Origin of the sequence: Micromonospora sp. A3M-1-15 (assembly GCF_024213425.1) — a bacterium.
GTDB lineage: Bacteria > Actinomycetota > Actinomycetes > Mycobacteriales > Micromonosporaceae > Micromonospora > Micromonospora chersina.
Genome location: NZ_JANAVK010000009.1, coordinates 1 through 21495, shown reverse-complemented (window position 1 = coordinate 21495; position 21495 = coordinate 1). Strand labels below are relative to the sequence as shown.

Annotated in this window: 18 protein-coding genes; 10 read left to right on the top strand and 8 right to left on the bottom strand. The window is 75.2% G+C overall.

The window, feature by feature from the left end; translation table 11 throughout:
* From NLX85_RS31765 to NLX85_RS31755, 3 genes are read left to right on the top strand one after another with little or no spacing between them, the layout of a single operon-like run.
* A complete protein-coding gene (locus tag NLX85_RS31765) occupies window positions 1-189 on the top strand; it encodes an MbtH family NRPS accessory protein (RefSeq protein ID WP_254341452.1) in 189 nt (62 codons plus the stop codon).
* The gene (locus NLX85_RS31760; protein ID WP_254341450.1) at window positions 186-3305 is read left to right on the top strand and encodes an amino acid adenylation domain-containing protein; all 3120 of its coding nucleotides are present in this window, start codon (window positions 186-188) and stop codon (window positions 3303-3305) included. The genes NLX85_RS31765 and NLX85_RS31760 overlap by 4 nt, the downstream gene beginning before the upstream one ends.
* Window positions 3305-8854, top strand: coding sequence for a non-ribosomal peptide synthetase/MFS transporter (locus tag NLX85_RS31755; protein WP_254341449.1), 5550 nt, complete (start codon window positions 3305-3307; stop codon window positions 8852-8854). Before NLX85_RS31760 ends, NLX85_RS31755 begins: the two co-directional genes overlap by 1 nt.
* A gap of 40 nt (window positions 8855-8894) precedes the next feature.
* On the opposite strand, the gene NLX85_RS31750 is transcribed toward NLX85_RS31755, so the two are convergent.
* The 4 genes from NLX85_RS31750 to NLX85_RS31735 form a co-directional block, all read right to left on the bottom strand.
* Window positions 8895-10130, bottom strand: a complete 1236-nt coding sequence (locus tag NLX85_RS31750; RefSeq protein WP_254341447.1) for a hypothetical protein — start codon at window positions 10128-10130, stop codon at window positions 8895-8897.
* Window positions 10131-10170: 40 nt separating this feature from the next.
* Entirely contained in the window at window positions 10171-10689 is a 519-nt protein-coding gene (locus NLX85_RS31745; RefSeq protein ID WP_254341445.1) for an NUDIX hydrolase, read from the bottom strand.
* 194 nt (window positions 10690-10883) lie between these two features.
* The gene (locus NLX85_RS31740; RefSeq protein ID WP_254341442.1) at window positions 10884-11501 is read right to left on the bottom strand and encodes a carboxymuconolactone decarboxylase family protein; all 618 of its coding nucleotides are present in this window, start codon (window positions 11499-11501) and stop codon (window positions 10884-10886) included.
* Between the two features lie 108 nt (window positions 11502-11609).
* Window positions 11610-12626: a hypothetical protein gene (locus NLX85_RS31735; RefSeq protein ID WP_254341441.1), complete on the bottom strand. Its 1017-nt coding sequence runs from the start codon at window positions 12624-12626 to the stop codon at window positions 11610-11612.
* Window positions 12627-12754: 128 nt separating this feature from the next.
* Between NLX85_RS31735 and NLX85_RS31730 the strand changes: the two genes are divergently transcribed.
* A complete protein-coding gene (locus NLX85_RS31730) occupies window positions 12755-13249 on the top strand; it encodes a type II toxin-antitoxin system PemK/MazF family toxin (RefSeq protein ID WP_254341439.1) in 495 nt (164 codons plus the stop codon).
* 76 nt (window positions 13250-13325) lie between these two features.
* Here the strand turns inward: NLX85_RS31730 and NLX85_RS31725 are convergent, their stop codons facing one another.
* Window positions 13326-13961 (bottom strand): GGDEF domain-containing protein, encoded by a 636-nt coding sequence (locus NLX85_RS31725; RefSeq protein ID WP_254341437.1) that lies wholly within the window; start codon window positions 13959-13961, stop codon window positions 13326-13328.
* Window positions 13962-14215: 254 nt separating this feature from the next.
* Here NLX85_RS31725 and NLX85_RS31720 point away from each other — a divergent pair, with 254 nt between their 5' ends.
* The 5 genes from NLX85_RS31720 (at window position 14216) to NLX85_RS31700 (ending at window position 18386) form a co-directional block, all read left to right on the top strand.
* Window positions 14216-14470 (top strand): DUF397 domain-containing protein, encoded by a 255-nt coding sequence (locus tag NLX85_RS31720; protein ID WP_254341435.1) that lies wholly within the window; start codon window positions 14216-14218, stop codon window positions 14468-14470.
* Window positions 14471-14585: 115 nt separating this feature from the next.
* Entirely contained in the window at window positions 14586-15473 is an 888-nt protein-coding gene (locus NLX85_RS31715) for a helix-turn-helix transcriptional regulator (protein WP_254341433.1), read from the top strand.
* 81 nt (window positions 15474-15554) lie between these two features.
* Entirely contained in the window at window positions 15555-16604 is a 1050-nt protein-coding gene (locus NLX85_RS31710; RefSeq protein WP_254341431.1) for a LacI family DNA-binding transcriptional regulator, read from the top strand.
* A gap of 2 nt (window positions 16605-16606) precedes the next feature.
* Window positions 16607-16810 (top strand): hypothetical protein, encoded by a 204-nt coding sequence (locus tag NLX85_RS31705; RefSeq protein ID WP_254341429.1) that lies wholly within the window; start codon window positions 16607-16609, stop codon window positions 16808-16810.
* A gap of 133 nt (window positions 16811-16943) precedes the next feature.
* Window positions 16944-18386: a serine/threonine-protein kinase gene (locus NLX85_RS31700; protein ID WP_254341428.1), complete on the top strand. Its 1443-nt coding sequence runs from the start codon at window positions 16944-16946 to the stop codon at window positions 18384-18386.
* A gap of 10 nt (window positions 18387-18396) precedes the next feature.
* Here the strand turns inward: NLX85_RS31700 and NLX85_RS31695 are convergent, their stop codons facing one another.
* The 3 genes from NLX85_RS31695 to NLX85_RS31690 all read right to left on the bottom strand — a co-directional run bounded on the left by NLX85_RS31695 (window position 18397) and on the right by NLX85_RS31690 (window position 20172).
* The gene (locus NLX85_RS31695; RefSeq protein ID WP_254341427.1) at window positions 18397-19224 is read right to left on the bottom strand and encodes an MOSC domain-containing protein; all 828 of its coding nucleotides are present in this window, start codon (window positions 19222-19224) and stop codon (window positions 18397-18399) included.
* Window positions 19221-19349, bottom strand: coding sequence for a hypothetical protein (locus NLX85_RS33225; protein WP_256567854.1), 129 nt, complete (start codon window positions 19347-19349; stop codon window positions 19221-19223). Before NLX85_RS33225 ends, NLX85_RS31695 begins: the two co-directional genes overlap by 4 nt.
* Before the next feature lie 130 nt (window positions 19350-19479).
* Complete coding sequence (locus NLX85_RS31690; protein WP_254341426.1) at window positions 19480-20172, bottom strand: nitrilase-related carbon-nitrogen hydrolase; 693 nt, start codon at window positions 20170-20172, stop codon at window positions 19480-19482.
* Window positions 20173-20235: 63 nt separating this feature from the next.
* Between NLX85_RS31690 and NLX85_RS31685 the strand changes: the two genes are divergently transcribed.
* Window positions 20236-20994 carry a DedA family protein gene (locus NLX85_RS31685; RefSeq protein WP_254341425.1) on the top strand — a complete coding sequence of 253 codons (759 nt, stop codon included), beginning with the start codon at window positions 20236-20238 and terminating at the stop codon, window positions 20992-20994.
* Window positions 20995-21495: the final 501 nt, after the last annotated feature.

The window sequence follows — 21495 nt, the reverse complement described above, 5'->3', positions numbered from 1 at the left end:
ATGGCCGAACCTCGATTCCTGGTCGTCCGCAACGACGAGGAGCAGTACTCGATCTGGTCGGCCGACCGGGACCTCCCCGCGGGCTGGCACGACACCGGCTTCGCCGGCAGCCGCGAGGAGTGCCTGGCCCACATCGACACGGTCTGGACCGACATGCGTCCCCGCTCCGTACGCGAGGCCCACTCATGAGTCAGGAGTGGACCTTCCCGGCCTCCTTCGCCCAGGAGCGGGTGTGGATGGCCAACCAGCTCGACGCGGGCTCGCCGGTGTTCAACGTGTCCATCCCGTGGCGCTTCCCGGCCGGCGTCGACGCCGACCTGGCCACCGACGTGGTCAACCGGGTGGTGGCCCGGCACGAGGCGCTCCGCACCCACCTGCGGGAGGACGACGGCGCGCTGGTGCAGGTGGTCCGCGCCCACGAGCCGGTCCCGCTGCCCACCACCGACCTGCGCCACCTGCCCGAGCCCGAGCGGCTGGCCGCGTTCGAGGAGATCCGGGCCGAGCTGGCCCGCACCCCGATCCCGCTGGACACGCCGCCGCTGTGGCGGGCCCGGCTGGTCCGCATCGGCGACGCCTGGGCGCTGGTCTTCGTGGTGCACCACGCCGTCTTCGACAGCCACTCGGCGGTGCTGTTCCACGCCGAGCTCGCCGCGTTCTGCGCGGCCGCGCAGAGCGGCGCCGAGCCCGCCGTGCCCGAACTGCCCATCCAGTACGCCGACTTCGCGGTCTGGCAGCGCGACCAGCTCGCCGGGGCGGAACTGGACCGTCAGCTCGCCTTCTGGACCGGCCACCTGGCCGGCGCGCCGCCGGTGACGAACCTGCCGCTGGACCGGCCCCGCCCCGCGCAGCTCGGCTTCGCCGGCGACGAGGTGCGCTTCGACCTGCCCGACGGGCTGCTGGACCGGGTCGGCCGGCTGGCCGCCGGCGCCGCGGCCACGCCGTACATGGTGCTGCTGGCCGGCTTCGCGGCGCTGCTGTCCCGGATCTCCGGCGACACCGACGTGGTGGTCGGCGTCTCCACCGCGGGCCGCGACACCCCCGAGCTGGCCCCGCTCATCGGCATGTTCGTCAACCCGGTGGCGTTGCGCTGCGACGTCTCCGGCGACCCGTCCTTCGCCGCGCTGCTCGGCCGGGTCCGGGACGGCCTGGTCGACGCCATGGAACACGGGCAGACCCCGTTCCAGAAGATCGTCGAGGCGGTCGACCCGCAGCGCGACCCGTCGGTGCAGCCGATCTTCCAGACCGTGCTGAACTACATCCCGGACTCCGGCCTCGACCCGGTCGAGCTGGGCACCACGAAGGACGACCTGGCCTTCGACATCACGGCCGGGGAGTGCCGGCTGGTCTACCGGACCGCGCTGTTCGACCGGGCCACCGCCGGGACGGTGGTGCGGCGGTACGTCGCGCTGCTCACCGCCGCCGTGGCCGACCCGGAGCGCACCGTCGCCGCGCTGCCGCTGCTCACCGACGCCGAGCGGGACCTCGTGCTGGGCGCCTGGAACGACACCGCGCACGAGGTGCCCGCGGCCACCGTGGTCGACGAGGTGCAGCGGCAGGCCGCGGCCACCCCGGACGCCACGGCGCTGGTCTGCGACGGCGTGCCGCTCACGTACGCCGAGCTGAACACCGCCGCGAACCGGCTGGCCCGGCTGCTGGTGTCCCGCGGCGCCGGCCCGGAGACCCGGGTCGCGCTCGCGCTGCCCCGCTCCTGCGAGCTGGTGGTGGCGATGCTCGCCGTGCTGAAGTCCGGCGCCGCGTACGTGCCGGTGGACACCGGCTACCCGGCCGGGCGGATCGCCTACCTGCTGGAGGATGCCGCGCCGGCCCTCGTGGTGGCCACCCCGGACACCGCGGCAATGGTGCCCGCCGGGGCGCTGGTGCTCGACGGGGAACTCGGCGCGGACCAGCCGGACGGCGACCTGACCGACGCCGACCGGCGGGGCCCGCTGCGGCCCGAGCACCCGACGTACGTGCTCTACACCTCCGGCTCCACGGGCCGGCCCAAGGGCGTGGTGGTGGAGCACCGGGCGGTGGCCGCCTACCTGGCCTGGGCCCGGCACACCTACCCGGGGCTGGCCGGCGTCGCGCTGCTGCACTCGCCGGTCTCCTTCGACCTCACCGTCACCGGCCTGCTCGGCACCCTCACGGCCGGTGGCACGGTCCGGCTCGCCGCCGTCGACGAACCGGCCGCCCGAGCCGGTGGCCGGCCGGCCTTCCTCAAGGTCACCCCGAGCCACCTGCCCCTGCTCGACGGCGACCTGTCGCCCACCGCCGACCTGGTGATCGGCGGCGAGGCGCTGACCGGCGAGCAGCTCGCCGGCTGGCGGGCCGCCCACCCGCACGTGGCGGTGGTCAACGAGTACGGCCCGACCGAGGCCACCGTGGGCTGCGTGGCCGCCCGGATCGCCCCGGGCGAGCCCGTCCCGCCGGGGCCGGTGCCGATCGGCACGCCCACCTGGAACACCCGGGCGCTGCTGCTCGACGCCGCCCTCCAGCCGGTGCCGCCGGGCGTGGTCGGCGAGCTGTACGTCACCGGCGCGCAGCTCGCCCGCGGCTACCACCGCCGTCCCGGCCTCACCGCCGAGCGCTTCCTGCCCTGCCCGTACGGCCCGCCCGGCGCGCGGATGTACGCCACCGGCGACCTGGCCCGCTGGCGGCCCGACGGCAGCCTGGACTACCTGGGCCGCCGGGACGACCAGGTCAAGGTGCGCGGCATGCGGATCGAGCTGGGCGAGGTCGAGGCCGCCCTGCTGGCCCACCCGGACGTCCGGGCGGCCGCCGCGGCGGTGCGCACCGACGGCGGCGAGCCGACCCTGGTCGGCTACCTGGTCGGCCCCGCGCACGAGGACTCGGTCCGCGCCGAGCTGGCCCGGGAACTGCCCGCGCACCTGGTGCCGGCGGCCCTGGTCCGGCTCGACGCGCTGCCGCTCACCCCGAACGGCAAGCTGGACCGGGCCGCGCTGCCCGCGCCGGCCGCCGCCGCGCCGGCCGAGGACGCCTACGTGGCGCCGCGCACCGAGGCCGAGGCCCTGGTCGCCGAGGTGTACGCCGAGATCCTCCAGGTGGAGAAGGTCGGCGCCCTGGACGACTTCTTCACCCTCGGCGGCAACTCGCTGCGCGGCATGCGGGCCATGGCCCGGATCCGTGCCGAGGTGGACGTCGACCTGCCCATGCGGGCGCTGTTCAGCAGCCCCGTCGTGGCGGACCTGGCCGCCCAGATCGAGCAGCGGATCGCCGCGGAACTCGACGGGCTCTCCGACAGCGAGGTCGCCGCGCTGCTCGCGGCGGAAGAGGAAAGCAGCTGATGACCGACCTGAAGGATCCGGCCCGCGAGGCGGCCCGGCAGGCGCTGATCGCCAAGCGGTTGCGCGCCCGCCAGGCCGCCCCCGCGGCGGCCCGGATCACCCCCCGGCCCGCCGGCACCGAGGTGCCGCTGTCGTACGCCCAGGAGCGGGTCTGGTTCATGGACCAGCTCGCCCCGGGCGAGGCGGCGTACCACATCGCGGTGCCGCTGCGGGTGCGCGGCCCGCTCGACGTCGAGGCGCTGCGCGCGGCCCTGGCCGCGCTCGGCGCCCGGCACGAGTCGCAGCGCACCCGTTTCCCGGCCGACTCCGACGGCCGCCCCACGGTGGTGGTGGAGGAGTCCGTCGAGGTGCCGCTGACCATCGTGGACGCGCCGGACGAGGCGAGCGCGCAGGCGCTCGTGGACGCGGCCGCCGCGGAACCGTTCGACCTGGCACACGGGCCGCTGCTGCGGGCCCTGCTCATCCGGCTGGCCGCCTGCGACGATAATCCGGCCTCCGCGCCGCAAGACGGCACTCCGGACCGGATGAACGTCGACGACCACATCCTCTTCCTCGGCCAGCACCACATCGTCGGCGACGGCTGGTCGGTCGACGTGCTGCTGCGCGACCTCATCACCCTCTACCGGGGTGGCGAGCCGCCCGCCCTGCCGATCCAGTACGGCGACTTCGCCGTCTGGGAGGCCGGGGAGCTGGACGGCCCGCAGGCCCGGGCGCACGTCGACTACTGGAAGCAGCGCCTCGCCGGGATCACCCCCCTCGAACTCCCGCTGGACCGGCCCCGCCCGGCCACCCAGACCTACCGGGGCGACTTCGTCGAGTTCCAGCTCGACCCGGCGGAGACCGAGGCGCTCAACGCGCTCACCCGGGCCACCGGCGGCACGCTGTTCATGACGCTGCTCGCCGCGTACCAGGTGCTGCTGGCCCGGCACGCCGGCCAGGACGACTTCGCCGTCGGCGCCTCGGTGGCCGGCCGGTCCGCGCCGGAGCTGGAGAACGTCGTCGGCATGTTCATCAACATGCTGCCGCTGCGCGCCGAGCTGGCCGGCGACCCCACCTTCGCCGAGCTGCTGGAGCGCACCCGGCGCAGCGTGCTGGACGGCTTCGAGCACGCCGAGGTGCCGTTCGCCAAGGTGGTGCACGAGCTGGGGCTGCCCCGCGACGTGAGCCGCTCGCCGGTGTTCCAGACCATGTTCGTGTTGCAGAACTACGAGATGGGCCGCTTCCGCGGGGTGTCCCGCAGCGACGAGGTCAGCTTCGAGTGGACCCCCATGGAGCTGCGGGCCACCCGGTTCGACTTCGAGCTGCACGCCGTGGAGACCGTCGACGGGCTCTGGGGCAAGCTGGTCTTCAACACCGACCTGTTCACCCGGGAGAGCGTCGAGCGGATGGCCCGGCGGTGGACCACCCTGCTGGCCGCCATCGTGGCCGCACCGGACACCCCGGTCTCCCGGCTGGAGCTGCTGCCCGCCGACGAGCGGGCGCTGCTGGGCGGGTGGAACGACACGGCCGCGGACTTCCCGCGCCACCAGACGCTGCACGGCCCGATCGAGGAGCGCGCCGCCGCCACCCCGGACGCGGTCGCCGTCACCATCGAGGGACGCAGCATCACGTACGCCGAGCTGAACGTCGCGGCCAACCGGATCGCGCACCGGCTGCGCGCCGCCGGCGTCGGCCCGGAGACCCTGGTCGGTGTCTGCGCGGAACGCTCCGTCGAGCTGGTCGCCGGCCTGCTCGGCGTGCTCAAGGCCGGCGGCGCCTACCTGCCGCTGGACCCGGAGTACCCGGCGGACCGGCTCGCCTTCATGGTCACCGACGCGGACGCGCCCGTGGTGCTGGTCCAGGAGCACCTGCGGGACGTGCTGCCGGCCACCGCCGCCACCGTGCTCGCCCTCGACGACGCCATGGTCTGGGCCGACCAGCCGGCGACCGACCCGGCGCCCACCGCCGGCCCGGAACACCTGGCGTACGTCATCTACACCTCCGGCTCGACGGGCCGGCCCAAGGGCGTGCCGAACACCCACCGGGGCATCGTCAACCGGCTCGACTGGATGCAGAAGACGTACGGCCTCGGCGCCGACGACGCGGTGCTCCAGAAGACCCCGGCCAGCTTCGACGTCTCGGTCTGGGAGTTCTTCTGGCCGCTGCGCACCGGCGCCCGGCTGGTGCTCGCGAAGCCCGGCGGCCACAAGGACGCCGGCTACCTGCGCGACCTGCTGGTCGCCGAGCGGATCACCACGGCCCACTTCGTGCCGTCCATGCTGACCGTCTTCCTCGCCGAGGAGGGCGTCGAGGCGGCCACCGCGCTGCGCCGGGTGATCTGCTCCGGCGAGGAGCTGCCGCTGGCGTCCGCGGTCGACTTCACGGCCCGGCTGCCCTGGTGCGGCCTGCACAACCTGTACGGCCCGACCGAGGCGGCCATCGACGTCACGGCCTGGCACTGCGACCCGGCCCGGCTGGCCGAGGTGACCGGCGTGCCGATCGGCGCGCCCATCGCGAACCTGCGGCTGCACGTGCTCGACCCGGCCGGCGTCGAATGCCCCGTCGGCGTGGCCGGGGAGCTGCACATCGGCGGCGCCGGGCTGGCCCGCGGCTACCACCGCCGCCCGGCGCTGACCGCCGAGAAGTTCGTGCCGGACGCCTTCTCCGGCGAGCCGGGCGCCCGGCTCTACCGCACCGGCGACCTGGCCTGCTGGGTCGTCGGGCCGGACGGGACCGGGGTCATCGAGTTCCTCGGCCGGATCGACCACCAGGTCAAGCTGCGCGGCCTGCGCATCGAGCTGGGCGAGATCGAGAGCGCGCTGCGCGAGCAGCCCGGGGTCACCGAGACCGCGGTGATCGTGCGCGAGGACAGCCCCGGCGACAAGCGGCTCACCGCGTATCTGGTCGGGCCGGCCGAGCACGCGGCGCTGAAGGCGGCGCTCAAGGAGACCCTGCCGGAATACATGGTGCCGGCCGCGTTCGTCACCCTCGACGCGCTGCCGCTCACCCCGAACGGCAAGCTCGACCGCCGGGCGCTGCCCGCGCCGGTGGTCACCCGCGAGGCGTCGGTGGCGCTTGTCGAGCCCCGCGACGACACCGAGCGGACCCTGGCGGCCATCTGGTCCGAGGTGCTCGGCGTCGACACGCTCGGCATCGACGACGACTTCTTCGACCTCGGCGGGCACTCCATGCTCGCCACCCAGGTGGTCGCGAAGATCCGCAAGGCGGAGCTGGGCGGCCGGGCAGTCGGCGTCATGGACCTGTTCCAGCAGCGGACCATCCGCGAGCTGGCCGCGTACATCTCCGGCGACGCCGCCGAGGCCGGTCCCCGCCGGCTGCTCTACGAGCTGACCAAGCCGATCCCCGCCGCCCAGCGGGTGCTCAGCTACGTCTGCGTCCCGTACGGCGGCGGCAGCGCCATCGTCTACCAGCCCCTCGCCGACGCCCTGCCGGCCGGGCACGCGCTGTGGTCCCTGGCCATCCCCGGTCACGACGTCGGCCTCAGCGAGGACGCGTTGCCCTTCGACGAGCTGACCACCCGGGTGGCCGACGAGATCCTGGAACGGGTCGAGGGCCCGCTGGCCCTCTACGGCCACTGCGGCGTGGGCAGCGCCATCGTCGCCGAGGTGGCCCGCAAGGTCGAGGCGGCCGGGCGGGACCTCGACGCCGTCTACATCGGCGCGATGTTCCCGTTCGCCCGCCCCAAGGGCTTCTTCGCGGCCGCCCGCAACCGCCTCGAACAGCTGCGCAGCAACAAGCACTACGCCAGCTGGCTCAAGTCGATGGGCGTGGACACCGACGAGCTGGACCCGGAGCAGGCCGACCGGATCATCAGCAACATGCGGGCCGACTCCCGCGCCTCGGAGGAGTACTTCACCCGGCTGCTCGACCGGCAGGCGACGAAGCTGCGTGCCCCGATCATCTCGGTGGTCGGCTCCGAGGACCCGGTCACCGACTACTACCGCGAGCGGTACGCCGAGTGGCAGTTCCTCAGCGACACCCTCGGGCTGGTCGTCCTCGACCAGGCCGGGCACTTCTTCCTGAAGTACCGCGCCGAGGAACTGGCCGAGATCGTCACCCGGGTGCACCCGGCGGTGACCGCCGGGGACATCGCGGACCTCGGCCCGCAGGCCCGGGGCGAGGACGCCGGCTGGGCGGTGCTCGACCGGTTCCGGGTCGGCGCCGGGGAGCGGCCGGCCGCCGCGGCGGTCAAGCCCAGCATGGCGCGCTTCCTGGCGATCACCGTGGGGCAGCTCGTCTCCAGCACCGGGTCGGCGCTTACCGCGTTCGCCCTGCCGATCTGGCTGTTCAACCGCACCGGGTCGGTGGCCGACCTCGGCCTGCTCTGGGCGCTCGCGCTGATCTGCGGCGTGCTGATGCTCCCGGTGGCCGGCGCCATCGTGGACCGGGTCAGCCGGCGCCGGATCATGATGCTGGCCAGCTCCGTCGCCGGCTCCATCCAGCTGGTCCTGGCGAGCCTGCTGTGGACCGACAACCTGGTGCTCTGGCACATCTACCTGCTGGTGGCGCTCAGCTCGGTCGCCGGTTCGTTCCAGCGGATCGCGTTCCAGTCGGCGGTGCCACAGCTCGTGCCGAAGCGCTACCTCGGTCACGCCATGGGCATCACCCAGCTCTCCACCGGCGTGGCCACCCTGCTCATGCCGGTCTTCGCGGCCGGCCTGCTCGCCGCCATCGAGCTGAAGGGCATCCTGCTCATCGACGTGGCCAGCTACGTCGTGGCGGTGCTCACCCTGGCCGTGGTCCGCTTCCCCGACCTGCTCGGCTGGCGGCCCCGGGAACGGCTGCTGGTGGCCATCGCCAACGGCCTGCGCTACTCCTGGCAGCACCGCGGCTTCCGGTTGATGCTCGGCTACTTCGCGCTGGGCAACATCTTCCTCGCCCCCGCCCTGGTGCTCGCCACCCCGCTGGTGCTCTCCTTCGGCAGCCCGACCCAGGTGGCCCAGGTGGCACTGGCCGAGGCGATCGGCGCGGTGGCCGGCGGCGTGCTCATGTCGCTCTGGGGCGGCCCGCGCAAGCGGCGGATGATCGGCGTGCTCATCGGCAACCTGGGCACCGCCGTCGGCTGCGTGCTCATCGGCCTGGACGCCTCGCTGGCGATGATCTGCGTGGGCTTCTGCTGGCTGGCCATGGCCATGACCACCGCGCAGTCCATCTACGCGACCATCGTCCAGGTCAAGGTGCCGCAGCGCTTCCACGGCCGGGTGTTCAGCCTCAACCAGACCATCGCCTGGTCCACGCTGCCCATCGGGTTCGCGCTGCTCGCGCCGGGCGCCACCGCCCTGTTCGAGCCGATGCTCGCCCCGGGCGGGTCGCTGGCCGGGTCGGTGGGCGCGGTGATCGGCACCGGACCGGGCCGCGGCATCGGTTTCGCGTACGTCTGCTTCGGGGTGATCCTGATCCTGATCACCCTGGGCGGCTTCGCGATCCGGCTGCTGCGCCGCTTCGACCTGGAGGTCGAGGACTCCCTGCCCGACGACCTGATCGGCGCGCAGGAGCGGGAACGGCGGCTCGCCGCCCGGGCCGCCGAGCGGGAGAAGGTCGCCGCCTAGGCAGGTGGGGGCCTCCGGCCGCGACCGGAGGCCCCCACGCTCACCACTGCTCCGGCGGGTCCGCCACCTCGTCCTCGGGCAGCTCCGCCGGCTCGGCCACCCAGGCCGAGTAGACCGGCAGCCCGTGCCACGGCCCGCCCGCCTCGTCGGTGGCCACCGCCACGACCGCGTACGGGTGCCCGAACCGCAGCTCCGCGAGCCGGGCGATCCCCTCCGGCGGCAGCCCGGCCGCCATCCCGAACGCGGTCACCGCGGCGGCCTCGAAGCCGTACCGCCCGAACCGCGCCACCGCCGACTGCACCGCCTCGAACGGCGGCTCCGCCAGCCCGAGGAGCGCGCCCAGCGCCCGCGCCGCCCCGTCGAAGCCGAACCCGGCCGGGGTCAGGTCGTGCCGGCTCTCCGCCGACCAGCAGGGCAGCACGGCCGAGGCGTGCTCCACCCGGCCGTCCGCGGCGAACGTCCGCGTCGGCTCCTCCCGCAGCGTCCACAGCGGCGTCTCGCCCAGCGGCAGGTCGAACAGGGACCGCCGGCCCGGCTCGACCCCGTCCGGGGCGGTGGCGGCCGCCGCGGCCACCTCCCACGCTGCGGCCAGCACGTCGGCCGCCGGCACGTCCGGCGCGGCGGCCACCGACACCACCAGCAGGCCGGCCCCGCCGTCCGCCGGCCGGGCCGGCACGGCGTGCACCGCCACGTCGCCGGCCCGTTCGGTGCCCGCCACCCAGCAGCGGTGCCCCCACGGCGGCGTCCGCAGCACCCGTCGCAGCCGGTCCGCCCACGCGCTGCCGGCCCCCAGCTCGGCGGCCGGCGCCACCTGGAACGGGTCCGCCCACGACACCCGGGTGGCCAGCGCGCTGGCCAGGATGAGCAGGGTGTCCGGTGCGACGGCGAGCGGGAACCGCTCGATCATGCCGCCGGTGCGCTCCCGGGCCCAGGCGTCCAGCGCCGCCTGGTCGGGCAGCGGGCCGCGCTCGGTGCGGTCCGGCAGGCCGGCCCGCCAGGCGGCCAGCTCCTCGAACGGGGTCCGCTCCCACAGGGCGGTGGCCGCGGCGACGAGCGGGTGCGGCTCGGCGAGCAGCGCGCGGGCCGCCGCGGCGGCGTCGTCCGCGTCGGTGCCGAGCGCCTCGGTGAGGGTGGCCCGGGCCTCGCCGGTGGCCGCCGGGCCGGTGAGCGCGAGCAGCAGCCAGGCGCCCAGCGGCGAGGCGACGTGGTGGGCGTCGCCGGCGGCGCGGTGCAGCCGCTCGGCGTAGTGGGCCAGGGGTGCGTGGAGAGGATTCACCGCTCCACTGTGCCGGTCGGCGCCGCGTCCGGCACGCCGGTCAGGACCACAACTCGAACGGCTCGTCGATCTCCTCGCCGGCCAGGAACGCCGGCAGCAGCTCCGGCAGCCGCCCCGGGTAGCAGCGCGGCCGGTCGGCGACCACGTCGGCCACCGGCCACCAGCGGAACCCGAAGTAGTCCTCCACCTCGTAGTCCAGCCGGTCCGCCTCGTCCACGTCCGGCCCCGGGCCGGGCAGCCGCACCGTTACCACCACCTCGTCCTGGAGGTGCCGCCGCTGCCGGTGCCGGAAACTGGCCCGGCGCCGCCAGGTCGGCGCGCCCACCTGTGCCGGTGCCACCACGATGCCGGTCTCCTCGCGCAGCTCCCGCACCGCCGCCTCCAGGTAGGTCTCCCCGGGGTCGAGCCCGCCACCGGGCAGCTCCCACCAGGTGCCCAGCACCGGATGGTCCGGGTCGCGCGTGTGGAACAGCAGCACCCGGTCGGCGGCGTCCAACACCACCAGCCGGACGGCCGTTCGCTCGAACAGCGGCAGGTCGCGGGGTATCTCCGGTTCCACGGCACTCCTCCCGACGGGGCGGCGACGACCGGCCGGCCCGGCGAGGATCGCGGTCACGTCGCAGCTCTTCGGCGGGGTGGCCGGCGCCTACCACGAGGTCCGCCCAGGCTATCCGGCCGAGATCGTCGCGGCGATCCGGGCACACCACGGCGGAACGCCCGACGCCCTGGTCGAGGTGGGCGCCGGCACGCGCGTCACCCGGCGCCGCTGTCGGACGTGGCTGCCTGGACCGGGCGGCCGAAGGTGACGGCTTCGCGGACGAGCCGGGGCGCCTTCTCGGCGAGCTGCGGATCCGGGCGTGCTCCCAGCGCGTCGTTGACGGTGGAGAACGCCAGCCGGAACGCGATCAGGGTGGTCGCCTCGAAGATCTCCTGGTCGCTGAGGCCCGCGTCGCGGAGGCGCTCCACCTGGGCCTCGGTGGCGGCATTCGGATTCCCGACGACCTGACGGGACCAGGCGGCCAGCGCGATCTCCCGCTCGGACAGGTCACCGTCGGCGCCGCGCAGCACCTGTGCCGCGGTCGCCTCGTCACTGAGGTCGGCCAGCCGGGCGCCCCACGCCAGCGCGCAGTAGGCGTCGCCGCGGGCAGCGGCGGTGGCGGCGACCAGCACGGCCACCTCCCGCGGCGACAGGCCCGAGGCGGCCAGGAGATCGGCACGCAGGTCCTGGAAGGACGCCAGCACGTCAGGGCGCCAGCACCAGACCCGGGTGAGGTTGTTGACGTAACCGTCGGAGGTGAGGTCGCCCTCGTAGGCGGCGGTCACCGCCGGGCTGAGCGGCGGGTCGGCGAGGAACGCGGCCGGAGGGTTCATGGGGGTCAGTGTGCGGCCCCCGGCGGCCGCCCCAAGACGGATCAACGACAGCTCGGGAGTCACCTTGTTGTCCCCCTGGCCCCGCCGGCGTCCCGGAGTCGGCGAGCCTCACCCTCCGGGGTCGTGCAGTGACGTCGGGGACAGCAGCGGCTGGAGCAGGGCGTCGTCCCGAATCCCCGGCGACCTCCGGGCCACCCCCGCCAGGAGGTCGGCGACCTGGACGCGCGGGTCGTCGCGGGAGTCGACCATCACGAGCCCGGCCAGGGGCGACACTCCGGCCGGCAACGCACCGACCGCGCCGGCCGCCGGTGCTGCGCCGTGGTCGGCGAGCGCCCGCTGGAGACGGGCCAACCGGTCGGCCGTGAGGGCGCTCTGCTCGTCGTGGGTCACCAGCACCTGCCGCTGTCCGCCGCTCCAGGACAGGACCGTCTCCGCCAGCGCCGGCAGCAGGGGTTCCAGCGGTGGCGGGATCGACCGGTCGTCGTTGTCGAGCCTGGTCACCACGGACCACACGCGGGCCGGGTTGAGCCCGTCGAGGACGGCCTCGGCCGGGGTGCCCAGGCCGGTTCGGGCCAGCGTGTCCCGGGCCGCGAAGAACCGCTGCACGGTCCGGTGATCCGGATGCCGGCGTTTGGTCCGGACCATGTCGACGAAGGCCGCCAGGAAGGCGACCCAGTCGCTTCCGGCCGAACGCCCCGCCCGGTACAGGGCGAGAGCGGCCGGACGGTGATCCTGCGCCAGGCGGGTGCCGGCCGCGTACGACGGCTCGGTCAGCAGCAGGTCGACGATGCGGGTGACGAGGAAGAACTCCTTGTCGACCAGGTGAACGGACGCGCGGCCCCTCAGCGCCCTCAGGAACCACTCCAGCGCCTCGGTTGCGCCCGGGCCGCGGAGGAACTGCCCGGACTTGAACTCGTGCGGTGAGAACCGGAACCCGGAGCGCAGCGCGGTGATCAGCCCGACCGCCTCGTCCACGCCCAGTTCGACGCTCGCGTGCGTGATCACGGGGGTGGCCGAATGGAGCAGATTGGTGCCCGAGAATCCCGACTCGTCACAGGCGATCTCCACCACGGCGCCGACGACCGCGTCGATCGGCGGGAGCCCGCCCTGAAGCGGCGTCCTCACACCGGATCCCCCACCATGCCGACCATGGTCACCCCGCGTACCACCGTCGAACAACCCAATTGCGCGCCGTGACGGCGCAGGGCGCTCCCCGCCGTGCGCCCGACCGGGGCCGGGATAGGCTGCCCGCCGTGGCAGGTCTGTTGAGGAACGTGGCGTCCCGGCTCGGCCGGATCGCCGGGGGCGCGGCCGCGCCCACCCGTACCGCCGGTCCGATTCCGGCCCAGGTCGCCCGGCGCCGCCAGGTCACCGCGTTGCAGCGGCGTGAGCTGGCGTACGCGCCTGAGCTGGACGGGCAGGCCGACCCCGGGGAGATCGTCTGGACCTGGGTGCCGTACGAGGACGACCCCCGCCAGGGCAAGGACCGTCCGGTGCTGGTGGTGGGCCGGCAGAGCCGCACGCTGTTCGGGCTGATGCTGTCCAGCCAGAGCGACCGCGACGGCCAGCGGCACTGGCTGGCCCTGGGCCCGGGGGAGTGGGACCGCGACCAGCGGTCGAGCTGGGTCCGCCTGGACCGGGTGCTCACCATGCGCGAGGACAGCATCCGCCGGGAGGGCGCGGTGCTGGACCGGCGCCGGTTCGACCGGGTGGGCCAGGCGCTGCGGGCCGGCTACGGCTGGCGCTGACCGGGCCGACCACCTGCTCGCACCCCCGGGCGCGTGGCGCGACCCCGGTCGCCCGCCGGCCTGACCGCCGGCCGGCTCAGCACTCGGCGACGAGCTGGCGGGTCGCGCGGGCCGGGCCGACCGTCTTCGCCTGGTACATCGCCGCGTCGGCCCGGCACAGGGCGTCGGTGAGCTGGGTCGGGCCGTGCACCGGGGCGAGCCCGACCGAGGCGGTCACCCGGATGCTGCGGGCGCCCAGCGGGATCGGCGCGGCGAGCGCCTCGCAGAGCCGGCGGGTGGCGTGCTCGATCCAGCGCCGGTCCACCGTCGGGCTGACCAGCAGGCCGGCGAACTCGTCGCCGCCCAGCCGGGCGACGAGGTTGTCCCCGGCGAACGCGGCCAGCCGCTGCGCCACGCTGACCAGCACCTGATCGCCCGCGGCGTGCCCATAGCGGTCGTTGACCTGCTTGAAGTCGTCGAGGTCGAGCACGATGGCGACGAGCGGCTTGCCGGCGGCGTCGGTGAGCAGGGTGGCGGCCAGCCGGAAGAAGGCCCGCCGGTTGGGCAGCCCGGTGAGCGGGTCGTGGCTGGCGGCGTGCCGCTCGGCCGCCAGCTCGGCCTGGAGCAGCTCGATCTCGGCCTCGGCGCGGACGGCCCGGCGGCGCAGTTGCCAGGCGGAGACCAGGGCGCCGACCGCGGAGATGCCGGAGGCGACGGTCATCGGATCCGGCACGCGCCCTCCCTCACCGCAGTCCACGGGCCGCGCCGGACGGCGCCGGCCGGGGGTGTTCGCCCTGCTCGCAACCGGGATCCGGGTAACCGAGCGTGAACGTCCGGGTACACCGCACGTGCGTTATCATGCTCGCTGTCCATTGCAGATGCAATAGCAGATGCACGTGCATCTCCGTCTACAGTCGACAGCACCCCGTCGCCACCCACCGCCCCTCCCCGCGGCATCGGCTGGCTCTTCCCGTGAAGGACGCCCCCATGCAGCAGCCGTCGAACGGCGTACCCACCAGTGAGCTGCCGCCGGTGCGGTGGCTCAAGAGCCGGCGCAGCAACCCGAGCGGCAACTGCGTCGAGCTGGCCGAGCTGCCCGACGGCGGTGGCATCGCGGTACGCAACTCGCGGCACCCGGAGGGCCCGGCGCTCATCTACACGGTCGACGAGATCGCCGCGTTCGTGCTCGGCGCCCGCGACGGCGACTTCGACCACCTGATCGCCCGGTCGCCGTCCCGCTGACGGGACCCTATCCCCCGTCCGGAGGAGTACCCATCACTGTCGGTCCATGACATGCTTACTCCTCGGCCGGGCTGGGGCGTCCGGTCAGGACAGTCGGCATGCGAAGGACGGCCAGGTGACGACGGTGCCCGTCGAGGGAGGCCCGACCAGCGGCCCGACCGTGCTGCGCATGCTGCTCGGGGCGCAGCTGCGCCGGCTCCGGGAGGGCGCCGGGGTGAGCCGGGAGAGCGCCGGCTGGGAGATCCGCTCCTCCGAATCCAAGATCAGCCGAATGGAGCTCGGCCGGGTCGGGTTCAAGGAACGCGACGTCGCCGACCTGCTCACCCTCTACGGCGTCACCGCGTCCGACGACCGGGCGGCGCTGCTCAAGCTCGCCCGCGACGCGAACAGCCCCGGCTGGTGGCACCGCTACGGCGACGTGCTGCCCGGCTGGTTCCAGTCCTACCTGGGGCTCGAGGCCGCTGCCGCGCTGATCCGCACTTACGAGGTGCAGTTCGTCCCGGGCCTGCTCCAGACGCCCGCGTACGCCCGGGCGGTGATCCTGCTGGGCCACCGCGGCGCCCCGCCGGCGGAGGTCGAGCGGCGGGTGAGGCTGCGGATGGAACGCCAGGAGCTGCTGCGCCGCAGCGACCCGCCGCAGCTCTGGGCGGTGCTCGACGAGGCCGCGCTGCGCCGACCCGTCGGTGGCCCCGAGGTGATGCGCCGGCAGCTGGACGTGCTGATCGAGGCGAGCGCCGCGCCGCATGTCCGGCTCCAGATCGTCCCGTTCGACGCCGGCGGGCACGCCGCCGCGGGTGGCGCCTTCAGCATCCTGCGCTTCGGCGACCAGGACCTGCCGGACATCGTCTACATCGAGCAGCTGACCAGCGCGGTCTACCTCGACCGGCGCGACGACCTCGACCACTACGCGGGGGCCATGGACCGGCTGTGCGGTGAGGCCGCGCCGCCGGAGCGCACCCCCGAGCTGCTGGCCCGGATCCGGGACGAGCTCTACCCCGCCTGACCGTCTCCCGTTGACTCCCGCCGATCGGCGGAGTAGCTTCTGAATCGATACAGCACTGAATCGATCCAGAAGGGCAGACCGGTGGCGAAGCCGACCCTGCAGGACGTCGCGAACGCGGTGGGCGTGTCCCGCAGCACCGTCTCCAACGCCTACAGCCGGCCGGACCAGCTCTCCGCGGCGCTGCGGGCGAAGATCCTCGACGCCGCGCGCCGCCTCGGCTACCCGGGACCCGACCCGACCGCCCGCTCGCTGCGCCGCGGCTTCGTGGGCGCGATCGGCGTCCTGTTCACCTCCGAGCTGTCCTACGCGTTCACCGACCCGTTCGCCGTGCGCTTCCTGGCCGGCGTCGGCGAGGTGGCCCAGCAGCACGGCACCAGCCTGCTGCTGGTGCCGCTGCCCGGCGACCGCGACCGGGCGCGGGCCGCCGTCGACAACGCCGCGGTCGACGGCTTCTGCGTCTACTGCGTCGGCGACGAGGAGCACGTGCTCGGCGCGATCCGCGACCGAGGGCTGCCCCTCGTCACCACCGCACCCAGCGCCGCCGGCCCGGCCGACCGCTTCGTCGGCATCGACGAGCGGGCCGCCGCCCGGTCCGTCGCCGCGCACATCGCCGGCCTCGGGCACCGGCGGGTGGCCCTGCTCGCCGACACCATGCTGCCCGACGCGCCGCCCGGCCCGCTGCGGCTGGACGGTCCCGGTGAGGCGCCCCACCCCACAACCCGCGACCGGCTCGCCGGCTTCGCCGGCGCGTTCGCCGCCGTCGGCGTCCCGTGGTCGGCCATCACCGTGCTCAACGCCACCGGCAACAGCCGGGCGGCCGCCGCCACGGCCGTCGCACCGACGCTGGCCGGCGACGACCCGCCCACGGCCGTGCTGGCCTGCTCCGACGTGCTGGCGCTCGGAGTGCTCGACGCGGCCGGCCCCGATTCCGGCCTCTCGGTCACCGGCTTCGACGACGTCGCCGAGGCCGCCGCCGCGGGGCTGACCACCGTCCGGCAGCCGGCCGAGGAGAAGGGCCGACTCGCCGCCGCACTGCTGCTGGAGCCGCCGGCCGACCCGGCCGACGGCCACCTCCTGCTTCCCACCGATCTCGTCGTCCGGACCTCCACCGGTCCCGCACCCAGGAGTTGACCATGGAACACTCCACCGGTTTCGTCCTCGCCGTCGACGCCGTGACCCGGCACGTGAACTCCGCCCGCCCCGATGCCCCGGTCCGCCCCGACCGGCCCCGGCCGCCCCGGCTGGCACCCACCCGGCTGGCCGCCGCGGCGGCGCTGCGCCGCCTCGCCGACCGGATGGAGCCGCGCCCCGCCCGGGTGCCCACCTGCCAGTCCTGACCCCGGTCGACGGCCCGTCCGGGTGGCCGGCGCCACCCGGACGGCACCCCGTTCGAGCCGGAACCGCCCGATCGGCGCGGAACCCGGCACCGGGTTGGTCGGGCAGCCCACCGGCCAGGCACACTGGACCACCATGTCGCCGTTCACGCCCTCGCTCCGGCTGCACGATCGGTACGTCCTGCGCGAGCGCATCGGGCTCGGCGGGATGTCCGAGGTGTGGCGCGCCGACGACGAGGTCCTGCACCGCCCCGTCGCGGTCAAGGCCCTCGCCACGCAGCTCGCCGCCGACCCGCAGCTGCGCGCCACCATCCAGCGCGAGGCCCGCGCGGCGGCGCGGCTCACCCACCCGCACGTGACCCAGGTGTACGACTACGGCGAGGCCACCATGCCCGACGGCTCGGTGGCGCCCTACCTCGTCATGGAGCTGGTCGAGGGGCGCACCCTCGCCGACCGGCTGACCGGCGGGCCGCTCGCCTGGCCGGAGGCCGTCCGGCTGGCCGGGCAGATCGCCGCCGCCCTCGCCGCCGCGCACCGGATCGGCGTGGTGCACCGCGACATCAAGCCCGGCAACGTGATGCTCACCGAGACCGGGGCGAAGGTGCTCGACTTCGGCATCGCCACCCTGGCCGGCCCGCGCCACCCCCTCGCGGGGCAGACCGGCGAGCTGCTCATGGGCACCCCGGCGTACTTCGCGCCGGAGCGGATGACCCCCGGCCCGGCCAACCCGGCCAGCGACGTGTACGCCCTCGGCGCCCTGCTCTACCGCACCCTCACGGGGCGCGCCCCGCTGCCCGTGCAGACCTGGGACGACGTGCTCGACGTCCGGGCCCACCGCCCCCCGGTGCCGCCGCTGCGCGTTCCCGGGCTGCCCGCCGACATCGCCGACCTCACCCTGGCCTGCCTGGCCGTGGACCCGGCACGGCGGCCCACCGCCGCCCAGCTCGCCACCCGGCTCGGCGCCGGCCAACCGGCCGACCCCCCGACCGCGATCCTGCCCACGGTGTCCCGCCCCGAGCACCCGCCGACGCTGATCGAGCGGGCCCCCCGCCCGGTCCCACCGCCGCCCGTGGGGCCGGCCACCCGGTCGAACCGGCTCATCGGGGCGCTCGTCGCCGCCGGGGTGGTGCTGCTGCTCGCCCTGGCCGGCACGCTGCTGCTCGGCGACAACCCCGACACCCCGGCGGGCACCGGGCCGGTCGCCGGCCCGTCCACCGGCACGGCGCCGGCCGAGGAACCGGTCCCCTCGACGCCGTCCGAGCCGGCCACCTCCGGCCCGGCCAGCACCCCGCCGGCGCCGGTCACCCTGCGCCAGCTCGCCGCGCAGTTCGCCGACGTGGTCGACCAGGCCGTGGCGGACGGCCGCATCGACCGCAAGACCGCGAACGACCTGCGCGAGAAGGCCGCCGAGCTGGACCGCGGCAAGCCGAAGGACCGTGCCAAGCGGGTCGAGGACCTGCGCGAGCGGATCGGCGACCTGGCCGACGACGGCAAGCTCGACGAGGCCACGGCCGGCGCCCTCCGGGACCTGCTCGACGCGTACGCGGGGCTGCGCGGGGGCGGGCGCGACGAGGGCTGAGCCCGCCGGCTCAGGCCAGCCGCACCGGGTCGCCCGCCCGCACCCGGCCCGCCCGGACCACCTGCGCGTACGCGCCGACGCAGGGCTGCGGCGCCAGGCCGTCCAGCGGCACCACCCGGTTCAGCCGGGCCGGCACGCGCAGCGCCTCCGGGTCGCGGGGGAGCCGACCGTGCGCCAGGGTCGGCACCGCGCAGCGGGGCGTGCGGGCCACCACCCGCAGCACCACGTCCGCGCCGATCCGCAGCTCGCGACCCGGCCAGTCGTTCTCCTCGAAGCCCGGGCCGGCGGTGTCCAGCACCAGGTTCGGCCGGTACCGCACCGGGTCCACCACGCCCGACGGCAGCTCCGCCCCGATCCGCCGCAGCGTCGCCGTGGTCACCAGGTGCACCGGGGCGAAGTCGACGAAGCCGCCGGGCGGCGCGGCCGCCCCGAGCCGCCCCTCGTCGAACGGCACCGGCACCGCCACCCCCGCGGCGAGCACCTCCTCGGGGCGGGACCGTTCGAGCACCGCGTCCGGCGGCGGCGTGTCGACAAGCGTCACCGGCGCGCCGAGCACCTCGGAGAGCACGGCGTCCACGCCCTCGTCGCCGGCCGCGACGGTGCGCCCGTCGGGCAGCGCGATCCGCACCGCGCCGTCGCCGCCGGTGGCCCGCAGCATGGTCAGCGCCCGCCACCGGTACGGGTTCTTCGCGCTCGCCACCCGCCCGGTCTCCCGGTGCAGCAGGGCGAGCCGCCGGTCCCCGGCCAGCCCGGCCGCGTCCACCGCCACCGCCTCCAGCTCCTCGCCCAGCAGCGACTTCACCGGATAGCGCCGGATGCCCACCACCCGCCCGCTCACGAGCCGCCGCCCGCCGCCGCGGCCGCCACCTCCACCAGGGCGGCCGCCTCGGGTAGCCGGGCGGCGTCGTCGACGGCCTCGCGGTCCACCTGGTGCGGTCCGCGGTCCGAGTCGGCGCCCGTCATCGACCTCTCACCTCCCGCCCGGGTACGACCACCGTGCCGGTCACGGTGACCGCCGCGGTCGGCGGCGGACTCGGGGCCGGTGGCCCGTCGCCCCACCGTAGGCGACCGGCCCGACACCGGCTGCCCCTCCTCAGTGGAGGGTTGCCGTGACGACCTCCCCGACGGCCGTCCCGGCTCGGACGACCGCGAGCCCGGCCGGCGACCAGACGCCGGAACCGCCGGCCGCCCGCGCGTAGCCACCGCCGGTGGCCCCCGCGAAGCTGGCCACCGCCACCCACACCCCGTGGGCCGTGGCGATCCGGCGCGCGCGTTCCTCGGGGACCGCCGCGTCGTCGTCCGACTCCAGCACGCCGGCCAGGTAGGCGTCGGCGGCCCGGGCCACCGTCGCCTCGACGTGCGCCGGGACGCCGGTGTCCTTGCACACCGCGAGGCCCAGCCGCCAACCGTCCACCTCGAGCACCGCCGGCTCCGGCCCCGGCCGGAAGTGTCGCGGCTCCGCGCCACCCAGCCACATCTTCCGGTACGCGACCCGCGCGCCGTCCCCGTCCACCGCGAGGACCGCGATGTGCCGCCCGGCCACCGGCGCGCCCGCCAGCGCCAGCGCACCGGTGTCGGCGCAGGCCGCAACCAGCGGGGCGAGCCGGGCGTCGGCGGGGTCCAGCGGCGCGGCGTCCAGTTCGTACCCGGTGAGCGACAGCTCGGGAAAGACCACCACCCGTGCCCCGGCGGCCCGGACCGCGGCGGCGTGCCGCTCGGCGTTGCCGGCGACGTCGTGCGCGCGGCAGAGCGGCTGGGCGACCGCGAGACGCAGGGGCGTACGCATGCCCGCAGGGTAGTGGGCCCGGTTTCCGTGGTCGCCGGCCGGGTCGCCTCGTAACGTTGTCGGATGATCGGAAACGCACAGCTCCTCGTCGGTCCCCGCGTCGCGGCTCCACGAGCCGCGGAACCAGCCGGCGAAGGACCCGTCGGCTGGGTCACCGGCCTGGTCGAACGGCTCGGCGGCCCGGGCGCCGGTCTCGCGGTGGCCCTGGAGAACCTCTTCCCGCCCATCCCCAGCGAGGTGATCCTGCCGCTGGCCGGGTTCACCGCCAGCCAGGGGCGGATGAGCCTGGCCGGGGCCATCGCGTGGACCACCCTCGGGTCCGTGCTCGGCGCGCTGGCCCTCTACTACGTCGGCGCGGCGCTCGGCCGGGACCGGATGCGCGCCCTCGCGGGCCGGCTGCCGCTGGTGAAGCTGGCGGACGTCGACCGCACCGAGGCGTGGTTCCTCCGGCACGGCGTCAAGGCCGTGTTCTTCGGCCGGATGATTCCGATCTTCCGCAGTCTCATCTCCATCCCGGCCGGCGTGGAACGGATGCCCGTACCGGTCTTCCTGCTCTACACCTCGCTGGGCAGCCTCATCTGGAACAGCGCCTTCGTGCTCGCCGGCTACCTGCTGGGCGAGAACTGGCACGTCGTCGAGGCGTACGTCGGGGCGCTGCAGAACGTGGTCATCGTGGTCTGCGTGGGCGCGGTCGGCTGGTTCGTGGTGAGCCGCGTACGCCGCGCGCGCCGCTCACGTCCCGCCCCGGCCGAGCCGCCCCGCGGCACCCTGTACCGCGGCGGCTGGTGGGTCCCCGAGGAGTCCGACGACCACGACCACTGACCCGCCCCACCCGACCCGAGCCCTGGGGTGAATGTCCCGTTTCCGCCCTCACCTCAGGCCTGAGTGGAACGTCATGGGTGTCTCCGACGCCCGGACACACCCATGCCGTTCCACCGACCGAGGTGAGCTGCGCCGGATGTCCGTTTCCGGGGGGCCAGCCAGCACTCAGGCGGCGGAATGGCGGGCCGGCGGGCGTCGTTGTATCCCCGTGAACCACCGAGGAAGGCGCCCCGCCAGGCGGGGTGGCCGGGCCCGGAATGTTGGTGGGCCGCCGGTCGTTGTACATGGTCCCGGCGCGACGAAGAGGCCCCGCCCCGCACGCCGGATGATCCCCCCAAGACTTCCCCCTTTTGAGCGCCCTGACGGTGCTTGCGCACGGCCGACCCCCTATCGGCGTGGTGCGCCAACCCCCAAGGAGCTTTCGTCATGAACACGATGCTGCGTAAGAGCGTTCTCGGTATTGCTGGTCTGGCCTTCACCGGTGGCATCTTCGCCGGTCCG